15 protein-coding genes are annotated in these 19,597 nt (G+C 70.5%); 8 read left to right on the forward strand and 7 right to left on the reverse strand.

The genetic code is table 11. From position 1 onward, the window contains the following. Nucleotides 1–142 precede the first annotated feature (142 nt). Together JOD63_RS17690 and JOD63_RS04055 are read left to right on the forward strand one after the other, a co-directional pair. Nucleotides 143–979, forward strand: a complete 837-nt coding sequence (locus JOD63_RS17690; protein WP_045276066.1) for an aldo/keto reductase — start codon at nt 143–145, stop codon at nt 977–979. A 47-nt stretch (nt 980–1,026) separates the two neighbouring features. Beyond that, nucleotides 1,027–2,898: a thioredoxin domain-containing protein gene (locus tag JOD63_RS04055; RefSeq protein ID WP_045276014.1), complete on the forward strand. Its 1,872-nt coding sequence runs from the start codon at nt 1,027–1,029 to the stop codon at nt 2,896–2,898. Between the two features lie 48 nt (nt 2,899–2,946). Here JOD63_RS04055 and JOD63_RS04060 read toward each other — a convergent pair whose 3' ends face one another. Continuing rightward, the gene (locus tag JOD63_RS04060) at nt 2,947–4,572 is read right to left on the reverse strand and encodes a dolichyl-phosphate-mannose--protein mannosyltransferase (protein WP_052682525.1); all 1,626 of its coding nucleotides are present in this window, start codon (nt 4,570–4,572) and stop codon (nt 2,947–2,949) included. Nucleotides 4,573–4,612: 40 nt separating this feature from the next. Between JOD63_RS04060 and rsmI the strand changes: the two genes are divergently transcribed. After that, entirely contained in the window at nt 4,613–5,431 is an 819-nt protein-coding gene (gene rsmI, locus JOD63_RS04065; protein WP_045276013.1) for a 16S rRNA (cytidine(1402)-2'-O)-methyltransferase, read from the forward strand. Nucleotides 5,432–5,497: 66 nt separating this feature from the next. Here rsmI and JOD63_RS04070 read toward each other — a convergent pair whose 3' ends face one another. The 4 genes from JOD63_RS04070 to JOD63_RS04085 all read right to left on the reverse strand — a co-directional run bounded on the left by JOD63_RS04070 (nt 5,498) and on the right by JOD63_RS04085 (nt 11,571). Further along, nucleotides 5,498–6,418 (reverse strand): sugar ABC transporter permease, encoded by a 921-nt coding sequence (locus tag JOD63_RS04070; protein ID WP_045276012.1) that lies wholly within the window; start codon nt 6,416–6,418, stop codon nt 5,498–5,500. After that, nucleotides 6,418–8,040: an ABC transporter permease subunit gene (locus JOD63_RS04075; protein ID WP_045276011.1), complete on the reverse strand. Its 1,623-nt coding sequence runs from the start codon at nt 8,038–8,040 to the stop codon at nt 6,418–6,420. Before JOD63_RS04075 ends, JOD63_RS04070 begins: the two co-directional genes overlap by 1 nt. 80 nt (nt 8,041–8,120) lie before the next feature. Further along, a complete protein-coding gene (locus JOD63_RS04080; protein WP_045276010.1) occupies nt 8,121–9,365 on the reverse strand; it encodes a sugar ABC transporter substrate-binding protein in 1,245 nt (414 codons plus the stop codon). A gap of 145 nt (nt 9,366–9,510) precedes the next feature. Beyond that, nucleotides 9,511–11,571, reverse strand: a complete 2,061-nt coding sequence (locus JOD63_RS04085; protein WP_045276009.1) for a beta-galactosidase — start codon at nt 11,569–11,571, stop codon at nt 9,511–9,513. 188 nt (nt 11,572–11,759) lie between these two features. Here JOD63_RS04085 and JOD63_RS04090 point away from each other — a divergent pair, with 188 nt between their 5' ends. The 4 genes from JOD63_RS04090 (at nt 11,760) to JOD63_RS04105 (ending at nt 16,012) form a co-directional block, all read left to right on the forward strand. Next, a complete protein-coding gene (locus JOD63_RS04090) occupies nt 11,760–12,776 on the forward strand; it encodes a LacI family DNA-binding transcriptional regulator (protein WP_045276008.1) in 1,017 nt (338 codons plus the stop codon). A 99-nt stretch (nt 12,777–12,875) separates the two neighbouring features. Further along, entirely contained in the window at nt 12,876–14,450 is a 1,575-nt protein-coding gene (gene metG / locus JOD63_RS04095; RefSeq protein ID WP_045276007.1) for a methionine--tRNA ligase, read from the forward strand. Between the two features lie 130 nt (nt 14,451–14,580). Beyond that, nucleotides 14,581–15,492, forward strand: coding sequence for a TatD family hydrolase (locus JOD63_RS04100; RefSeq protein WP_045276006.1), 912 nt, complete (start codon nt 14,581–14,583; stop codon nt 15,490–15,492). Between the two features lie 4 nt (nt 15,493–15,496). Then, entirely contained in the window at nt 15,497–16,012 is a 516-nt protein-coding gene (locus tag JOD63_RS04105; protein ID WP_045276005.1) for an NUDIX hydrolase, read from the forward strand. Between the two features lie 12 nt (nt 16,013–16,024). Here the strand turns inward: JOD63_RS04105 and JOD63_RS04110 are convergent, their stop codons facing one another. After that, the gene (locus tag JOD63_RS04110; protein ID WP_045276004.1) at nt 16,025–17,326 is read right to left on the reverse strand and encodes an MFS transporter; all 1,302 of its coding nucleotides are present in this window, start codon (nt 17,324–17,326) and stop codon (nt 16,025–16,027) included. A gap of 74 nt (nt 17,327–17,400) precedes the next feature. Here JOD63_RS04110 and JOD63_RS04115 point away from each other — a divergent pair, with 74 nt between their 5' ends. Further along, a complete protein-coding gene (locus tag JOD63_RS04115; RefSeq protein WP_045276003.1) occupies nt 17,401–18,066 on the forward strand; it encodes an SDR family oxidoreductase in 666 nt (221 codons plus the stop codon). 18 nt (nt 18,067–18,084) lie between these two features. On the opposite strand, the gene JOD63_RS04120 is transcribed toward JOD63_RS04115, so the two are convergent. Beyond that, nucleotides 18,085–19,521 carry a sugar porter family MFS transporter gene (locus tag JOD63_RS04120; protein WP_045276002.1) on the reverse strand — a complete coding sequence of 479 codons (1,437 nt, stop codon included), beginning with the start codon at nt 19,519–19,521 and terminating at the stop codon, nt 18,085–18,087. Between the last annotated feature and the right edge of the window lie 76 nt (nt 19,522–19,597).

Below are 19,597 nucleotides of genomic sequence, written 5' to 3' on the forward strand. Positions count from 1 at the left end.
GCGCGGGCGACAGGTGACCTTCACCTTCTCGCGCGACCCCGACTGGGGCCTATACCCCATGGAAGGCAGCCCGAACGATCCCGACACCATCGTGCTCGACCCGCACGCCTGGAGGGCGCGGACCGCGCCTACGCTGGAAGACATGACAGTTCCCAGCATCGTGCTCAACGACGGCAACTCCATCCCCCAGTTCGGCTACGGCGTCTTCAAGGTGCCGCCGGCGGACACCCAGCGCGCCGTCGAGGAAGCGCTCGAAGTCGGCTACCGGCACATCGACACCGCGGCGATCTACGGAAACGAAGAAGGCGTCGGCGCCGCGATCGCGGCGAGCGGCATCGCGCGCGACGACCTGTTCATCACGACGAAGCTCTGGAACGATCGCCACGACGGCGATGAGCCCGCTGCCGCTATCGCCGAGAGCCTCGCGAAACTCGGACTCGATCAGGTCGACCTGTACCTCGTGCACTGGCCGACGCCCGCCGCCGACAACTACGTGCACGCGTGGGAGAAGATGATCGAGCTGCGCGCAGCCGGCCACACCCGCAGCATCGGCGTCTCGAACCACCTCGTGCCGCACCTCGAGCGCATCGTCGCCGCCACCGGCGTCGTGCCCGCGGTGAACCAGATCGAGCTGCACCCCGCCTACCAGCAGCGCGAGATCACCGACTGGGCCGCCGCCCACGACGTGAAGATCGAATCGTGGGGGCCGCTCGGTCAGGGCAAGTACGACCTCTTCGGCGCTGAGCCCGTCGCTGCGGCTGCCGCCGCCCACGGCAAGACCCCGGCGCAGGCCGTGCTCCGTTGGCACCTGCAGAAGGGTTTCGTGGTCTTCCCGAAGTCGGTCCGCCGCGAGCGCCTCGAAGAGAACCTCGATGTGTTCGACTTCGACCTCACCGACACCGAGATCGCCGCGATCGACGCGATGGATCCGGGCGACGGTTCGGGTCGCGTGAGCGCACACCCCGACGAGGTCGACTGACCCCGCCGAACACCGGGATGCCACGGGCGCGGGACTAGCCTGGCCTCGTGGCATCCCGGCTCTCCGAAGCGACCAGCCCCTACCTGCGCGCCCACGCCGACAACCCGGTCGCATGGTGGCCGTGGGGCGAGGCGGCCTTCGCGGAAGCCCGTCGCCGCGACGTGCCCGTGATGGTCTCGATCGGCTACTCGACATGCCACTGGTGCCACGTGATGGCGCGGGAGAGCTTCGAGGATGCCGCGGTCGCTGCCGACCTCGACGCGGGGTTCGTCGCCGTCAAGGTCGACCGTGAGGAGCATCCCGAGGTCGACGCGGCTTACATGGCGACCGCCGCCGCATTCACGCAGAACCTCGGCTGGCCGCTGACCGTCTTCGTCACACCTGCGGGGCGGCCTTTCTTCGCGGGAACCTACTTCCCACCCGAACCGCGCGGCGGACTGCCTGCGTTCCGGCAGGTGCTCGCCGCCGTCGACGAGGCCTGGACCGAACGCCGCGACCAGATCGAGGGCACGGGCGGCGCGATCGTGGATGCCCTCGCCGAGGTGCGGGGCGTCGCCGGTGCCGAGGAGCACGTGTTGCCGTCCGTCGACGACCTCGCCGCTGCCGCGACGGCGCTCGCCGCCCGTGAAGACACGGAGTTCGGCGGGTTCGGCGCAGCGGGCGGAGCGCTCGAACAGCCCAAGTTCCCCGTCGCGACCGCACTGCGGTTCCTGCAGACGCGCCTCGTGCGCACCGCTGCACCGGATGCCGCCGACGTCGCGGTCCGCGCGCTCGCCGCCATGGCCGGCTCCGATCTCGCCGACAGGGAGGAGGGCGGGTTCTTCCGCTACGCCACCCGTCGGGACTGGACGGTGCCCCACTACGAGCGCATGCTCACCGACAACGGGCAGCTGCTCGACGTGGCGACGGATGCCGGTGACCGTGCGACCGCGCAGGGCATCGCCGGGTTCCTCCTGCATGTGCTCGTGCAGGATGCCGGCGGCTTCGGCGCCGCGCAGGACTCGGAGTCGTGGATCGACGGCGCGCGCAGCGAAGGCGGGTACTACCGCCGCTCTGCGGGGGAACGGTCCGAACTCGCGCCGCCCGCCGTCGACGGCAAGGTCGTCACCGGATGGAACGGGCTGGCCATCGCCGCGCTCGCGCGCGCGGGTGCCCGCTTCGATGAGCCGGACTGGGTCGTCGCGGCCGAGCGCGCCGCCGCCGCGGTGCTCGGGGCGAACGTCCTGCCGGACGGAACGCTGTCGCGCGCGTCGCTCGACGAGATCCCCTCACGGGCGCCCGCGACCCTGGCCGACTACGGGGCGTTCGCAGCCGGCCTCGTCGCGCTCGCCGTGGCGACCGGAGACCCCGCGCACGCGCGCGCCGCGCGCGGCCTCGTCGATGCCTGCCTCCCGGCCGAGCCGACCGCAGCCACGCCCGCAGCGACCCCGAGCGCGCCCGGCGGTCCCGACCGCGTGCTCGCCGCGCAGGGGATGCTCGCGCCCGACTCCTCGGGCGACGGAGACGAGCCGTCCGGACCGTCGGCGCTGGCGGAGGCCGCCATCGGGCTCTGGCTCCTCGGCGCCGGTGAGACCTACCGCGCGACAGCCGAGCAGCTCGTCGCGCGCCACGGCGCGGTCGCCGTCGCGCAGCCGCTCGCGCACGGCGCGCTGCTGCGGCAGGCGGCATCCCTTGCCCTGCCGCCGCGTCAGGTGGTCGTCGTCGCCGCCGATGCGGGCGACCCGCTCTCCGTCCGCGCTCGCGCGCTCGACGCCGACATCGTGGCGGTCGTGACCCCCGCGCAGGCTGCCGACTGGGTGGCGGCCGGGTTCGCGCTGTTCGAGGAGAAGACCCTGCGCGGCGAAGCCGCCGTCGCCTACGACTGCACCGCGTTCACGTGCCGGCTGCCCGTGACCGAGCCCGACGGTCTCGCGAACTGAACCCGCACCGGCGCGCGACCTCTCGACGCGGCGACGGTCCGCCGCGCGTCACGCCCCCCAGGACGAGAGCCACATGTGGCTGTGCCAGAACTCATACGGCACGCTCATCGCCGTCGCGAGCGGGTACCAGAAGGCGGCGACGAGGGTCGCCACCGCGAGGAACACGATCACCAGGCGTTGGCCGACCAGCCGACGATAGGCGTCCGGCGGATCGGGCACGGCGATCTCGCGCAGCGAGAACGTGAGGGCGAGCAGCACGAACGGCAGCATCAGCACCGTGTAGAACTGGAACGTCGTGCGCTCGGGGTAGAACAGCCACGGCACGTACGCGACCGCGATGCCGGTGAGCACGAACGCGTGGCGCCAGTCGCGCGCCACGACGAAGCGGTAGGCGATGTACACGACCGCGACCATCCCGGCGTACCAGACGAGCGGGTTCGGGATGCTGGTGATCGCCGACGAGCAGCCGCCGACCGACGTGCATCCGTCCGCGCCGAAGGCGTCGGAGTGGAAGTACATCGTGGTCGGTCGCAGCAGCAGTGGCCACTGCCACGCGGGACTGCCGTAGGTGTGGGGCGACGTGATGTTCGCCGCCGAGTTGTACATGGTCAGGTGGTACTGCCACAGACTCTGCAGCGGCAGCGGCACCCACGACCAGAAGCCGGAGGCGGGATTCGCGTCCGCGACGTGCCGGTCGTAGCCGCCGTCAGTGGCGAGCCAGCCCGTCCACGACACCAGGTACACCGCGAAGGCGACCGGCACCAGCAGCACGAAGCTCGCCACGCCCTGACGCAGCGCATCCGCCGGCCACAGCTGGATGCCCGCGCGCCGCCGGGCGAGAGCATCCGTCACCACCAGATACACGCCGAGCCCCGCGAGCACCCACGCGCCCGACCACTTGACGGCGGATGCCGCGCCGAGGGCGGCGCCGGCGGCGATGATCCACGGCCGGTTCCAAAGCACCGGACCCCACGACGGCAGCGGATCGCCGTCGGCGCGGGCGGCCACCGTCGCGGCGATGCGCGTCATCGTGCGCTCGCGGTCGAGGAGCACGAAGAGGAAGCCGAGGAGCACGAAGAAGGTGAGCGGCCCGTCGAGCAGCGCGACCCGGCTCATGGTGATCGCCAGGCCGTCGATCGCCATGAGGAAGCCGGCGACCACGGCGACGTTGGTCGATCCGGTGAGCCGCCTCGCGATGAGCATGAGGAGGAGCACCGAACCGATGCCGAGGAGCGCCGTGGTGATGCGCCAGCCCCAGCCGTCGCCCGGGCCGAACACCATCATCCCCAGCGCGATGATCCACTTGCCGAGCGGCGGATGCACGACGAACGCCGGGTCGGTGGTGAAGACGTACGGATCGCCGCTCAGGAAGCTCTCGCTGCCGCCCTCGGGCCATGCCGCCTCGTAGCCGAGGTTCAGCATCGTCCACGCGTCCTTGACGTAGTACGTCTCGTCGAACTGCAGCATCAGGTCGTGCGGGCGGGCGAGCGCCGGCAGCCGCAGGAGTGCGGCGAGCAGCGTCACGAGCGTCGGAGCCAGCCAGTCGTACAGCCGGGCGCGTCGCGGGTCGACTCTCAGCCGAGCCTGGAACCGGTCGTACAGGCTCGGCTTCACCGCGAACGGCGGGAGCAGCGGCTCTGCGGGCGCGGCGACGGCAGGGGGGTCGGTCGTCACCCGGCCCAGTCTAGGCGGGGTCGACGCGTAGTCTGGGGCGGTGATCATCCTCGCGGCCACGCCGATCGGAAACCTGGGGGATGCCTCGCGGCGGCTCATCGAGGTGCTGGAGCAGGCGCCCGTCGTCGCCGCCGAAGACACGCGCACCGCGCAGCGGCTCTTCGCCGCCCTCGGCATCGCCAATCGCCCGCGGCTGATCGCGCTCCACGACCACAACGAGAAGGACCGCGCTCCCGAGCTCGTCGAGCTCGCCCGCACCGGCGACGTGGTGCTGCTCAGCGACGCCGGGATGCCGACCGTCAGCGACCCCGGCTACGGCGTGGTCGCCGCAGCGGCGGCCGCCGACGTGCTCGTGACAGCGATCCCGGGCCCGTCGGCGGTGGTGACGGCACTCGCCGTGTCGGGGCTCGCGACCGACCGATTCACCTTCGAGGGCTTCGTGCCGCGCAAGCAGGGAGAGCGGTCCTCGGTCTTCCGCGCACTCGCCTCGGAGCCCCGCACCATGGTGTTCTTCGACGCGCCGACGCGCGTGGCGGCGACGCTCGCCGACATGGCTGCGCAGTTCGGCGACGACCGCCGCGCCGCCGTGTGCCGCGAACTCACCAAGCTGCACGAGGAGGTCGCCCGCGGCACCCTCGCCGAACTCGCGGCGTGGGCGGCGGACGGCGTTCGCGGCGAACTCGTGGTCGTCGTCGCCGGCGCCGCGCCGCGCGAGGTCGACTTCCCCGACGCCGTCGCACAGGTGACCGCACTCGTCGCCGCCGGCACGCGCCTCAAGGATGCCGCCGGCGAGGTCGCCGCGAACACCGGGCACTCCAGCCGCGAGCTGTACCAGGCGGCACTCGCCGCGCGCAGCTGAACCGCGGCTGCGCGCAGCTGAACCTCCGCCGCGCGCGGCCTGATCGCAGCCGCGCGCGACGCCGGCTCAGCCCTTGACGGCGCCGGCGGTGAGACCGCCCACGATGTAGCGCTGCAGCAGCAGCGTCAGCACGAGGATCGGGATCGCGCCGATGACGGCGCCCGCCGTGAACAGACCCCAGTTGGCGCTCAGCTGATCCGACACCCAGCCGTACATCCCGACGGCCAGCGTCCACTGGTCCTCACCGGTGAGCACGATCCTCGAGATGATGAACTCCGAGTAGGTGCCGATGAACGACAGCAGCGCGACCACCGCGAGGATGGGGGTCACGAGCGGGAAGATCAGGCGCCAGAAGATCTGGGCGTGGCTGGCGCCGTCGATCTTCGCGGACTCATCGATCTCGATCGGCACGGTGTTGAAGAACCCGTAGAGCAGGAACGTGTTCGCACCCAGCACGCCGCCGAAGTAGATGCAGATCACCGCGATCTTCGAGTTGAAGCCGAGCGCCGGCACCACCTCGCCGAGCGCGAGCAGCATCAGGAAGATCGCGATGAACGCGAGCGCCTGCGGGAACATCTGGATGATGAGGAGGCCCGACAGGCTCGCGCGCCGACCGGAGAAGCGGAAGCGCGAGAACGCGTACGCGGCGGCCGCGCCCATCAGCACCGATCCGACCGAGGTCGCGATCGAGATGATGAGCGAGTTGCCCATCCACGTCCAGTACTTCGTCCCGCCGAGGGCGGCGAAGTTGTCGAAGCTCACGCTCGAGAAGAGCCCGGATGCCGCCGACAGCGTGCCGAAGGGGTTGAGGGCGGCCGACAGCGTGTACACGATCGGGAACGCCGCGTAGAACACGATCACTGCGGCGAACAGGTACTTCCAGCCCACCTCGGCGAACCACCGGCGGCGGCGGGTGCGGGTGCGGGAGCGATCCGGCGACCCGGTCGAACCGGCCCCGGTCTGCGTGGTCACGGTCTGCGTGGACATCACTGGAACTCCTCCAGGCGTCGGGTCTGACGGAACGAGATAGCGGCGATGACGCCGACGACGATGAACACGACGATCGCGAGCGCGCTGGCGAGGCCGAAGTCGGCAGCACCGCCCGAGACGCCCGAGATGTCGTAGATCGCCGAGATGAGGATGTCGGTGTACCCGAGCGCGTACGGGGCGCCGGGGATCGACGGTCCGCCGTTGTTGAACAGGTAGATGACGGTGAAGTTGTTGAAGCCGACGGCGAACGACGAGATCGCGAGCGGCGCGGTCGACACCAGCAGCAGCGGCAGGATGATCGATCGGAAGCGTCGGAACCTGCCGGCGCCGTCGATCTCGGCCGCCTCGAGCGCGTCGCTCGGGATCGCCTGGAGGGCACCCGTGCAGACCAGGAACCAGTAGGGGAAGCTCAGCCACACGTTCACGAACAGCACCGCGAACCGGGCGAGCCAGGGGTCGCCGAGCCAGTTGATGTTCGCCCCGAAGAAGAACAGCTCGTTCACGACGCCGAACTCGGCGTTGAACATGCCGCGGAACACGAGCGCCGAGAGGAACACCGGGAACGCGTACGGGAGGATGAAGAGCGTCCGTAGCACCTTGCGGCCGCGCACGCGCGGGTCGTTGAACACGAGTGCGAAGAGAAGGCCGAGCCCGAACGGCACGAGCACCGACAGGATCGCGAACGCGAAGGTCCACGCCGCCACGATGAGCAGGGGCTCGGCGAGGCGGGGGTCGGTGAAGATCTTGACGAAGTTGTCGAACCCGACGCTGACGAACCAGCCCGTCGGCAGGCTCGAGCCGTCGTCGGCGGTGAAGCTGCCGGTGTCGGTCGCGTGGTAGACCGTGCCGGTCGAGGTGTCGGTGATGGTCTGCGCCGCCTCGTCCCAGACCAGCGTGGACTGATAGACGGCACCGCTCGAGCCGTCGCGGGTGCGGATCGACCCGTCGTTCGGGTCCTCCGACACGGCGACGCGCAGGTCGATGACGGTCTGCTGCAGCTCCTGATCGCTGAGCAGCCGGCTGCGGTCGACGATCGTCCACCCGGGGACGTCGGTGGGGGCGCCGGCGGTCATCTCGCCGACGACCTCGAGCGGCTCGAGCTCGGAGCCGACCTTGACGACGCCGTCGTCGTTGATCGCGAAGCCGAGCTCGCCGAGGCCGCGTTCGACGACCGTGAGCGGGTAGGTCGGCGAGCCTTCGACACGACGCTCGCCCTGGATGAGAGCTGCGTCGACGGCCTGCTCCTGCGACCCGGCGTGACCGGTGCCGTAGTTGGTGAAGGCGATGTAGGCGGTGTAGCCGAAGATGAAGATCTGGAACGTGAACAGGAAGATGAGTCCGGGGAGCAGGTACTTCATCGGAAGCGCGCGCTTGGAGAAGTAGACCCAGTCGACGGCGATGAGGATGATCACCATGCCGCCGAGGATGACCCACGACTCGACGCGGAACGCCGAGATGATGATCGCGATCCCCAGGGCGTTGACCAGCGCGACGAGGATCAGCTTGACGATGAAGCCCCACCCGATTCCGTTCCACCGGCGGGCATGGGACTCGCCCGTCGCCCGCGGCTTCTCGTCATCCGGCGGCGCCACCGCGGATCCTGCTTCCTGCACCGACATCTGTCCTCCTGTTCGACGGCGTCTGCGTGTGTGGACGGTGACCGGGGGCGGACGACGATCGTCCGCCCCCGGTCGGGTCGTCAGCCCTCCAGAGCTGCGGTGAGCTCGTCGATCATCGTGTTCCAGGTCGACACGGGGTCGGCACCGGAGATGATCTGAACCTCAGCGGCGTTCCAGTAGTCCCACACCGAACCCATCTCGGGGATCGAGGGCATGGGCACTCCGGTCTTCGACGAGGCGAGGAAGCCCGCGATGATCGGGTCGGATGCCACCTCGTCGGCGAGGTCCGACCACGCCGGGATGCGGGGGTCCGCCTCGTACAGGGCGCGCTGGGCGTCCTCGGTGCCGATGTAGTTCACGAGGAACTCGTTGGCGAGGAGGGTGTTGGCGCTCTGCGAGCTCAGGTAGAAGCCCTGCACGCCGACGAACGGCGCAGCATCCTCGCCACCGGCCGACGGGATCGGGTTCACCGCGACCTCGACGCCCTGGGCGGTGAGGTCGGCGATGGCCCACGGGCCCTGGACGGTGAACGGCGCCTTGCCGGTCGCGAACAGCTCGTTGTTGATCGCGTAGTCGACGGTCGTCGAGATGTAGCCGGTGCCCTTCTCGCCGTTCTCGCCGAGCCAGGTCGCGAACGCCTCGCCGGCCTCGCCGCCCATGCCGACCTCGCTGGTGTACGAGCCCGACTCGTCCTGCACGAAGACCGGAGCGCCGAACGACGTCTGGAATCCGTACATCGTGTAGCCGTCACCGGTCTGACCGGCCGTGTTGATCACGAACGGACGCTCGGCGCCCGAGTCGAGACCGGCCTGGATCATGTCGTCCCACGTCGCCGGAGCCTCTTCGCCGACGAGGTCGACGTTCTGGATCAGGGCGATGGTCTCGAGCGAGTACGGGAGGGCGTAGAGCTGTCCGTCGTACGTCATCGCGTCGAGGGCCACCTGCTCGAACTGCGACGCGGTGTCGCCGAGGTCGATGGTGTTCACGACGCCGGCCGCGACCAGCGCGCCCAGCCAGTCGTGCGCGCCGACGGTGATGTCGGGTCCGTCACCGGTGGGCACCTGGGCGATGAAGTCGTTGCGGATGTCATCGAAGTTCTTCTGGACGAGCTCGACGGTCGCGCCGGTCTCCTCCTCGAACGTCGCGGCAGCCGCCTCGACCGCGGGCATGCGGTTCTCGTCGACCCAGACGGTGAGCGTCTGCCCGGCGCCGTCGATGGGTGCGGCCTCGGTGGGCTCGGCTTCGCCGCCCGTGCCCGAGCTGCAGCCTGCCAGTAGTGCCGCGGTCGCAAGAAGTGCGACCCCGGCGCCGATGTGCTTGCGCATGGTTTTCCTTCCAAGGAAGGGCCGATCCGGCGCTGTCTCGTTGATCGCGCCGTCACGACCGTTTGGTTACTCTCAGTGCCCGGGATGGGTGGTGCTGGGTGTTCGAGCGCCTCGCTCTGACGGTATCCCGGAACCTGGGGCGAGGCTAGGGATTGCCGCCTGTGGAGCGACCACCCCCCTGGGTGTCCGCGATCGGCGTGCGCAACACCGCGACGCCGCCGGGTTCTACGGTGACGGAGCCGTCGACGACGGTCCCGCCCAGGATCTCTTCGCCCGAGCCGGCGAGCTGTGCCGGGGTGTCGCGGTGGTTGACCGCGATCACGTACCGGGCGTCCTCGCCGTGGCGGACCATCACCTCGAGGCCCTCGGGGTGGCCGGGCAGCTCGACGCCGGCATCGGCGTAGACGGCGCCGAGCAGGGTCGACAGGCCCGCGGCGTCGAGGCGGGTGCTGACGTACCAGCCGGTGCCCTCGCCGTGGGTGTTGCGGGTGATGGCCGGCTTGTCGGCGCCGGGACCGTCGACGTAGGTCGCGACGACGTCTGCGCCCTCCAGGGCGATGTCCTCGGCCCAGGCGTCGGCGGAGAGCGCGTGCGGGTCGTCGCCCGCGGCGCCCGTCCACGACACCGTCACGCCGTCTCCGTCGCGGAGCGGCAGGAACTCCTCGACCGTCAGGCCGAGTGCGTCGCGGAGCGGAGCCACGAAGCCGCCGGGGTGCACGGCGTCGTTCTCGTCGACGATGGCCGAGAAGAACGACACGAGCAGCGTGCCGCCGGCCTCGACGTAGCGGGTGAGGTTCGCGGCGTCCTTCGTGCTCAGCAGGTACTGCGCGGGGGCGACGACCAGCTTGTACTTCGACAGGTCGTGGCCGGGGAGGGCGAAGTCGACGGCGACGCCGTCGCGCCAGAGCTGCTCGTAGAACGCGCGTATCTGGTCGGCGTGGGTGATGTCCTCCGACGGGCGCCATTCGAGGTCCTGGGCCCAGAACGACTCGAAGTCCCAGAGGATCGCCACCTCGGGCTGCACGGTCGACCCGCGGACGCCCGCGACGCGCTGGAGCGCGCCGCCGAGCTCGACGACCTCGCGCCAGACGCGCGATGTGGTGCCGGCGTGCGGCACCATCGCGGAGTGGAACTTCTCGGCGCCCGAGCGCGAGGCGCGCCACTGGAAGAACATGATCGCGTCGGCGCCGCGGCCGAGGTGCGTGAAGGAGTTGCGTGCCATCTCGCCGGGGCGCTTCGCGATGTTGCGGGGCTGCCAGTTGACCGCCGAGGTGGAGTGCTCCATCAGGATCCACGGCTTGCCGCCGCCGACCGAGCGGGTGAGGTCGGCGGCGATCGCCAGGCCGATCTCGCCCTCGGGGTCGGCCGCCCACAGGTAGTGGTCGTCCGAGACGATGTCGACCTCGCGCGCCCAGGCCCACATGTCGGTGGTCCAGCTCTGGTTGGCCATGAAGTTGGTGGTGACCGGGAGCGACGAGTGCGCGCGGATGGCGTCGCGCTCGGCGATGAAGCAGTCGCGCAGCTGGTGGTCGGTGAACCGCGCGAAGTCGAGGCGCTGCGCCGGGTTGACCACCGACGGGGCGGCGGCGGGCGCGCCGATGTGGTCCCACTCTCCGTACCGCTGGCCCCAGAACGTGGTGCCCCACGCGGCGTTGAGCGCGTCGAGCGTGCCGTACCGTGCGCGCAGCCACTTACGGAAGGCGGCGACCGACTGCGGCGAGTAGTCCTCGCCGACCGGCACGCCGTACTCGTTGTGGACGTGCCACATGACGACGGCAGGATGCTGCGCGTACCGCTCCGCGAGGGCCGAGGCGATGCGCACGATGGCCTCGCGGAACACCGGCGACGAGTGCGACGCCATGCCGCGGGCACCGAAGCCCTGCACGACGCCGTTGCGGTCGATCACCCGCGCGTCGGGGTGGTTCGCGAAGAACCATGCCGGGGGCGAGGCGGTCGGGGTGCCGAGGTCGACACTGACGCCGTTCTCGTGCAGCAGGTCGAGGAGCTCGTCGAGCCACGCGAAGTCGAACACGCCCTCGCTCGTCTCCAGCAGCGCCCACGAGAAGATGCCGACGCTGACCAGGTTGACGCCGGCCTCGCGCATGAGGGCGGCGTCTTCGCGCCAGACCTCGCGCGGCCACTGCTCGGGCGTGTAATCGCCGCCGTAGGCGAGGCCGTCGATCGCGGGCCAGGGGAGGGACGTCATGACGCTCCATCGGGTCGGAAGTGTTGCGGTTTTCATCTCAGTGCACGACTGGGACCGGTCACAGTTCTACCTCACCGAGGTGACGATCGCGCATCGTTCGCACGGAACCGTTACCCAACTGTGACCGGTCCCAGATTCGCGCCCGGAAAGCTCCCCAACGCGTGCCGCGCGGGGTAGAGTCGCTGGTCGTGGAGGAGACGACGAGCGTCCGGCGAAAGCCCACGATCCGCGATGTCGCCGCCGCGGCAGGCGTGTCGCGGGGCACCGTGTCGCGTGTGATCAACGGCGGTCACTGGGTCTCGCCCGACGCGCGCATCGCCGTCGAAGACGCCATCCGGCGCACCGGCTACACCGCGAACCACGCAGCGCGCAGCCTCGCGACCGGCCGCGCGAACTCGCTGGCGTTCCTGCTCACCGAGCCGCAGCACCTGCTGTTCGCCGATCCGACGTTCGCCCTGCTGCTGCGCGGCGCGGCCGAGGCGCTCGCCCAGCGCTCGATGACGCTGGTGCTGCTCGTCGCCGGAACCCCTGCCGAGCGCGCGAGCGTCACGCACTTCGTCAGCGCCGGCCACGTCGACGGCGTGCTGCTCATCTCGTCGCACGAGTCCGACCCCCTGCTCGAGGAGCTGCTGGGCGCCGGGGTGCCGACGGTGAGCTGCGGCATCCCGCTCGGCCACGACGTGCAGCTGCCGACGGTCTCGGTCGACGAAGAGGGCTCCGCCCGCACGATGACGCGATACCTGCGCGAGCAGGGGCATCGCCGGATCGCCATGATCGCCGGCCCCGCCGACACCCCGGGCGGCCGCTACCGGCTCGTGGGCTTCCAGAGCGAGATGGGGGATGCCTTCGATCCCGCCCTCGTGGAGGTCGGCGACTACTCCCAGGAGTCCGGCGCCGTCGCGATGGGCCGCCTCCTCGAACGCGGGGGTGACATGGACGCCGTGTTCGCCGCCAGCGACCTCATGGCGGCAGGCGCGATCGCGGCGGCGCGACGCGCCGGGCTGCGCGTGCCCGAAGACATCGCGATCGCCGGCTTCGACGACTCGGGTCTCGCGGCGACGCACGAGCCGCCGCTCACCACGATGCGCCAGCCGTGGGAGCAGCTCAGCGAGCAGATGGTGTCGCTCGTGCTCGAGGTGATCGCCGGGCGCAGCCCCGCCGCGGTCACGCTGCCGACGACGCTCGTCGTCCGCGCGAGCGCCTGAACGCCCGCGGAATGTGACGAAACGGCGTCCCGGGGCGCCGGCATCCGTCGGTTCCGTCACGGCGCCGGAAGGCGCATCCCGCGCAATTAGACTTCACGGGTGACTTCTGGCCGCTCCTTCTACATCACGACGCCGATCTACTATCCGAGCGACGTCCCCCACATCGGCCACGGCTACACGACCGTGGCGGTCGACACCCTCGCGCGCTGGCACCGCCAGGGCGGCGACGACACGTGGATGCTCACCGGCACCGATGAGCACGGCCAGAAGATGATGCGCGCCGCGTCGGCGAACGGCGTCACCCCGCAGGAGTGGGTCGACAAGCTCGTCACCGAGGCGTGGTTCCCGCTGCTCACCTCGCTCGACGTCGCCAACGACGACTTCATCCGCACCACGCAGCCCCGCCACGAGGAGCGCGTGCAGCAGTTCGTGCAGGCCATCTACGACCGCGGGTACATCTACGCGGGCGAGTACGAGGCGCTGTACTGCGTGGGCTGCGAGGAGTTCAAGCCCGAGTCCGAGATCGTCGACGGCACCGGGGCGTTCGAGGGCCTCAAGGTCTGCGCGATCCACTCCAAGCCGCTCGAGCTGCTGCAGGAGAAGAACTACTTCTTCAAGCTGTCGGAGTTCCAGGACAAGCTGCTCGAGCTGTACTCGAGCGTGCCCGACTTCGTCCGCCCCGAGTCGGCGCGCAACGAGGTCGTGTCGTTCGTGAAGAACGGGCTGAAGGACCTGTCGATCTCGCGGTCGGCGTTCGACTGGGGCATCCCGCTCCCGTGGGACGAGTCGCACGTCATCTACGTCTGGGTCGACGCGCTGCTCAACTACGCCACCGCCATCGGCTACGGCACCGATCCCGAGGACTTCGCCCGCCGCTGGCCCGCCTACCACGTGGTCGGCAAGGACATCCTGCGCTTCCACGCGGTCATCTGGCCGGCCATGCTGATGGCTGCGGGCGTCGAGGTGCCGCGCGGCGTCTTCGCGCACGGCTGGCTGCTCGTCGGCGGCGAGAAGATGTCGAAGTCGAAGCTCACCGGCATCGCCCCGACCGAGATCACCGACGTGTTCGGCTCCGACGCGTACCGGTTCTACTTCCTGTCGGCGATCGCGTTCGGCCAGGACGGCTCGTTCTCGTGGGAGGACCTGTCTGCCCGCTACCAGGCCGAGCTCGCCAACGGCTTCGGCAACCTCGCATCGCGCACGATCGCCATGATCGAGCGCTACTTCGAGGGGATCGTGCCACCCGCGGCGTCGTACCTGGAGGGCGATCTCGCGATCCAGAAGACGGTGGCGGATGCCGCGGCGGCGGCCGACGCGGCGATGGAGAAGTTCCGCATCGACGAAGCGATCTCCTCGATCTGGACGATCGTCGACGCGCTGAACCTGTACATCACCGAGAACGAGCCGTGGGCCCTCGCCAAGGACGACGCCCAGCGCGCGCGCCTGGGCACGGTGCTCTACACGGCGGCCGAGGGGCTGCGCGCGTTGGCCGTGCTGCTGTCGCCGGTCATGCCGGCGTCGACCGAGAAGCTGTGGATCGCGCTCGGCGCGGCCGAGACGATCGGGCGCCTGCAGGACCAGAACGTGCGCGAGGCCGGTGCGTGGGGTGTGCTGCGCCCGGGCTCGTCGGTGAACGGTCTCGCCCCGCTGTTCCCGCGCATCGAGCAGGCGTGATGGCGCGTTTCGTCTCGCTGCGCTCGCTCAACGACCGGATGCGCGGCGCGCTCACCCCCGGTCGTTGAGCGACGAGCGAAGCATCATCACCCCGGTCGTTGAGCGACGAGCGAAGCGAGGAGACGAAACGATGACCCACCCGCCTGTGCCGTACCCCGCCGAGGGCACCGATCCGTCCGCGTACGTCCGCACGCGCGAGAAGGGGTCGCGCGACGTGTCGTACCCGGCGGCGCCCGAGCCGCTCGCGGTGCCGGTGTACGACAACCACTGCCACCTCGAGATCGAGGACGGCGTCGGCCTCTCGCTCGGCGAGCAGCTGACCCGTGCCGGCGAGGTCGGCGTGGTCGGGGTGGTGCAGGCAGGTGGCGACATCGACTCGAGCCGCTGGTCGGCGTGGGCGGCGGCATCCCACCCCCGTGTGCTCGCCGCGGTGGCGATCCACCCGAACGAGGCGCCGGCGTACGCCGCCGCCGGGCGCCTCGACGAGGCGATCGCGGTGATCGACGAGCTTGCGGCGCAGCCGCGCGTGCGTGCGATCGGCGAGACGGGCCTGGACTTCTTCCGCACCGAGGCAGACGGCATCCCGGCTCAGTACGAGAGCTTCGAGGCGCACATCGCGCTGGCCAAGAAGCACGCCGTCGCGATGCAGATCCACGATCGCGATGCCCACGACGCCGTGCTCGAGACCCTCCAGCGCGTCGGGGCTCCGGACCGCACGGTGTTCCACTGCTTCTCGGGCGACGCCGAGATGGCGCGGATCGCGGGGGAGCGCGGGTACTGGCTCTCGTTCGCGGGCAACGTCACGTTCAAGAACGCGCAGAACCTGCGCGACGCGCTGGCGGTGATCCCGCGCGAGCGGATCCTGGTCGAGACGGATGCTCCGTTCCTCACTCCCACGCCGCACCGCGGCCGGCCGAATGCGCCGTACCTGATCCCGGTGACGGTGCGGTTCATCGCTGCCGAGCTGGGTGTCGACGTCGACGAGCTGTGTGCGCAGATCGCCGCGAACACGCTCGAGGTGTACGGCGCCTTCGAGGACTGACGACATGGCCGACGACGAGCTGTGGGACGTGACGGATGCCGCGGGCGTGCCCACGGGCCGCACGCATCGCCGGGGCGACCCCGGCTTCCCCGTCGGACTCTTCCACGTCGTGGCGTCGGTGTGCGTCGTCCGCGGCGACGGTCTCGTGCTGATGACCGAGCGGGCCGCGGCGAAGGACTGGCCGCTGTGCTGGGAGTTCCCGGCCGGTTCGGCCCTCACCGGCGAGACCAGCGCCGAGGGTGCGGCGCGCGAGCTCGCCGAGGAGGCCGGTGTGCGGGTGGACGCCGACGAGCTGACCCTCGTCGGCCGCGTCCGGGAGCGGACCGCCCTGTTCGACCTCTACGCCGTGCGCGTTCCGGGTGCCCCGCAGCTCACGCTCGACCCCGAAGAGGTGCGCGACAGCGCCTGGGTGACCTTCGCCGAGGCGATGCGTCGCTGCGACGCCGGCGAGATGGCAGGCCCGTGGGTGCCTCGGCTCGCCCAGCTGGGCGAGCGCCTCGCCGCCTTCGTCGCGGCGTAGCCCGCGCCCCCGTCAGTCGACGAGGGGACGGCCGCCCTCGCCCGGCTCCTCCGGGAGGTCGTCGACGGCTTCGTCGCCGAGCACCGGCTTCGCCGCGGCGATGTGCGAGATCGACCGCCAGACGAGCAGCAGGGTGATGGCCGAGCCGGCGAACGCGAACCACCACGGCGCCGTCAGGCCCCAGGTCTGGGCCAGCACGCCGCCGATGAACTGGCCGATCACGAGGCCGCCGAAGACGCCGACCATGTTGACGGAGGCGATGCGCCCCTGCAGCTCCATGGGCACGAGGCGCTGACGCACGGTCGTCGAGATCGTGCCCCAGACGAACGCGTACAGGCCGAACCCGAACATGATGACGAACGCCACCCACTCCGATGTGGTCAGCGCGAACGCGAGGTGCATGAGCACCTCGCAGCTGAGGCACACGCGCATGAGCGTGGCGAACGACACGTGCTTCTCGAGCCAGCCGAAGCCGAAGACGGCGATGAATCCGCCGAGCGCCGACGCGGTCGTCAAGGCGCCGTAGCCGACGGGCCCCATCCCGAGGTGCTCGGTCGCGTAGAGCACGAGCACGCCCCACGGCGCCGCCCAGGTGACGTTGAAGACCAGGATGATGATCACCAGCGTGCGCACCGGCGCGTTGCCCCGCAGCCACCGGAGGCCTTCGCGGATCGCGTGGGTCTTCGACCCGGTGCCGTCCGCCGACGCATGCTCGGGCACGGGAGTCCGCGTGATGCGCGAGATGAGCAGCACGGCCAGCGCGACGCACAGCACCTGCAGGAGGAACGGCCAGAACGAGCCGAGCGCGAAGAGGAACGCGCCGAGCGGGGGGCCGGCGAGCTGGTTCGCGACGAGGTAGCCCGCCTGCATCCGGGCGTTGCCGATTCCGAGGTCGGCGGGCCCCACCACCATCGGCAGCAGCGTGCTGCCGGCCGAGTCGGCGAACACCTCCGCGGTGCCGTAGAGGAACGCGGTGGCGAGCACCATCCACACCGTCGCGTGGCCGCTGATGAGGAACCCGACGAGGGCGAGCACGATCACCGCGCGCACGCCGTTGGCGAGCATCACGAGCCGCCGGCGGTCGTGGTGGTCGGCGACGGCGCCCGCGAGGAGGCCGAACAGCAGCCACGGCAGGAACTGCATCATGGCGCCCGCGGCGACGAGGATCGGCGACGAGGTGAGCGATGCGATCAGCAGGGGAGCGGCGGCGAGGGCGATCCCGTCGCCGAGGTTGCTCGTCCACGAGGCCGACATCAGCCAGCGGAAATCGGTGCCCATGCGGCGGGGCGCGATCATCTCGCCGAGGGAGGGCATCCCGACATCCTATGCTTGCGACTCCGGTCGCGTCACGACGTCCGCCGGCGTCCGGGCACCGCTACGATCGTCGGATGCCCGTCGCACTCGTCACCGGATCAGCCCGCGCGAACAGCATCGCGGCGGGCATCGTGCCGCGGCTGCGCGCCGACGGCTGGACCGTCGTGACGAGCGATCTGACGGATGCCGACGTCGTGTGCGACCTGTCGGACCCGGATGCCCCGGCCCGGCTGATCGCCGAGGTGGCGGCTGCGCACGGCCCCGTCGCCGCGATGGTGCTGAGCCACGCGCACGACGTCGAGACCGGCGTCCTCGACACCACCGCAGAGAGCTTCGACCGCCACGTCGCGGTGAACGCCCGGGCGAGCCTGCTGCTGATCGCGGCGTTCGCGGGCCAGGTGCCGGCATCCGGCGGTGCGATCGTCGCGCTCACGAGCGACCACACCACCGGCAACCTGCCCTACGGAGCGTCGAAGGGAGCGCTCGACCGCATCGTGATCTCCGCCGCGCGCGAGCTGGGTCCGCGCGGCATCTCGGCGAACGTGCTCAACCCCGGTCCGATCGACACGGGGTGGATCACCGAGGACTTCCATCGCGAACTCGTGCCGATGCATCCGCTCGGGCGTCTCGGCACGCCCCGTGACATCGCCGCGTACGTGAGCTTCCTCGTCTCCGACGAGGGCCGCTGGGTCTCCGGGCAGCTCCTGCACGCCGACGGCGGCTTCTCCGCGCGGTACTGACCGCCGTGGGTTCCGGGCCTACTTCGTGAAGAGCGTCTCGGTCTGCTCGATGTCCATGCCCTTGGTCTCGGGGATCCGCAGCAGCACGTAGAAGAACGACAGCGCCGCGAATGCCGCGTACATGCCGTAGGTGAGCGGAAGCGACCACGCCGACATCGCGGGGAACGAGATCGTGATGAGGAAGTTCGCGATCCACTGCGCTGCTGCGGCGACGCCGAGCGCCTTGCCGCGGATACGGCTCGGGAAGATCTCGCCGAGCAGCACCCAGACGAGCGGCCCCCACGATGCGCCGAAGCCGATCACGAAGACGTTCGCCGCGACGAGCGCGATCGGTCCCCAGGGAGCCGGGAGCGTGACGTCCTGGCCGGTGCCCTCGCCGAACATGAACGCGATCGCCATCACGCCGAGCGACACGGCCATCATCACCGAGCCGGTGAGGAGGATGGGCTTTCGGCCGACGCGGTCGACCAGGAAGATCGCGATGAGGGTGACCAGCACGTTCGTGACGGAGGTGGCGACGCTGATCGTGAACGAGTCGGTCTCGTCGAAGCCGACCGATTTCCAGAGGCTCGTCGAGTAGTAGAAGATCACGTTGATGCCCACGAACTGCTGGAACACCGACAGGATGATGCCGACCCACACGATGCGCTGAAGGCCCAGAACCGGGCCGCGCAGCGACACACCCGCGTTCTTGCGATCGGTCTCGATGGCGGTCTGCAGGTCGCGGATCGTGTGCTCGAGGTCGGCCTCCGGCACGAGGCGGCTGAAGATCGTGCGGGCCTCGTCGATGCGCCCCTTCGCGATGAGGAAGCGCGGCGACTCGGGGAGGGTGAACGCCAGGATGCCGTACACGGCCGACGGGACGACGCCGACGATGAACATCCAGCGCCACGCCTCGAGGCCGAACCACAGCGGCTCATCCGCCCCGCCCGCCGCGTTCGCGAGGAGGGCGTCGGACAGGAGCGCGGCGAAGATGCCGAGGGTGATGGCGAGCTGCTGCAGCGAGGCCAGACCGCCGCGCACCTGGCGCGGTGCGATCTCGGCGATGTAGGCCGGGGCCACCACCGAGGCGATGCCGATGCCGAGGCCGCCGATCACGCGCCACAGGGCCAGATCCCAGACCGCGAAGGCGAGACCGGCGCCGAGCGAGCTGACGAAGAACATGATCGCGCCGAGGAACATGACGCGCAGGCGCCCCCAGCGGTCCGACAGGTTGCCGGCGATGATCGCGCCGACCGCGCAGCCGAGGAGGGCGATCGCCACGACGAACCCGGTGAGGACGTCGTTGATCTCGAAGTCGGCCGAGATCGAGTCGACCGCGCCGTTGATCACCGACGAGTCGAAGCCGAAGAGGAACCCGCCGACGGCCGCCGCGACTGCGAGGCCGATGGCGCGACGCCCGTAGGGGCTGCGCAGTGAGAAAGCGTCGGCGGGGATCGAGCCGGTCGTGTCCATGCCCGCCACGCTAGCGGCCCGTGCGGCGCCGTGCGAGTGCGCGCGCCGCAACGCCACCTCGTCGGCCCTGCGTACA

It is taken from the genome of Microbacterium terrae, assembly GCF_017831975.1.
In the GTDB taxonomy this organism is placed as follows: Bacteria; Actinomycetota; Actinomycetes; order Actinomycetales; family Microbacteriaceae; genus Microbacterium; species Microbacterium terrae.

Excerpts from the sequence above, each read along its gene's own strand:
- JOD63_RS04080 (WP_045276010.1), bottom strand. The coding sequence starts at position 9,365 with ATGCGCAAGCACATCGGCGCCGGGGTCGCACTTCTTGCGACCGCGGCA.
- JOD63_RS04105 (WP_045276005.1), top strand. The coding sequence starts at position 15,497 with ATGGCCGACGACGAGCTGTGGGACGTGACGGATGCCGCGGGCGTGCCC.
- JOD63_RS17690 (WP_045276066.1), top strand. The coding sequence starts at position 143 with ATGACAGTTCCCAGCATCGTGCTCAACGACGGCAACTCCATCCCCCAG.
- JOD63_RS04085 (WP_045276009.1), bottom strand. The coding sequence starts at position 11,571 with ATGACGTCCCTCCCCTGGCCCGCGATCGACGGCCTCGCCTACGGCGGC.
- JOD63_RS04075 (WP_045276011.1), bottom strand. The coding sequence starts at position 8,040 with ATGTCGGTGCAGGAAGCAGGATCCGCGGTGGCGCCGCCGGATGACGAG.
- JOD63_RS04120 (WP_045276002.1), bottom strand. The coding sequence starts at position 19,521 with ATGGACACGACCGGCTCGATCCCCGCCGACGCTTTCTCACTGCGCAGC.
- JOD63_RS04110 (WP_045276004.1), bottom strand. The coding sequence starts at position 17,326 with ATGCCCTCCCTCGGCGAGATGATCGCGCCCCGCCGCATGGGCACCGAT.
- JOD63_RS04070 (WP_045276012.1), bottom strand. The coding sequence starts at position 6,418 with ATGTCCACGCAGACCGTGACCACGCAGACCGGGGCCGGTTCGACCGGG.
- JOD63_RS04100 (WP_045276006.1), top strand. The coding sequence starts at position 14,581 with ATGACCCACCCGCCTGTGCCGTACCCCGCCGAGGGCACCGATCCGTCC.
- JOD63_RS04115 (WP_045276003.1), top strand. The coding sequence starts at position 17,401 with ATGCCCGTCGCACTCGTCACCGGATCAGCCCGCGCGAACAGCATCGCG.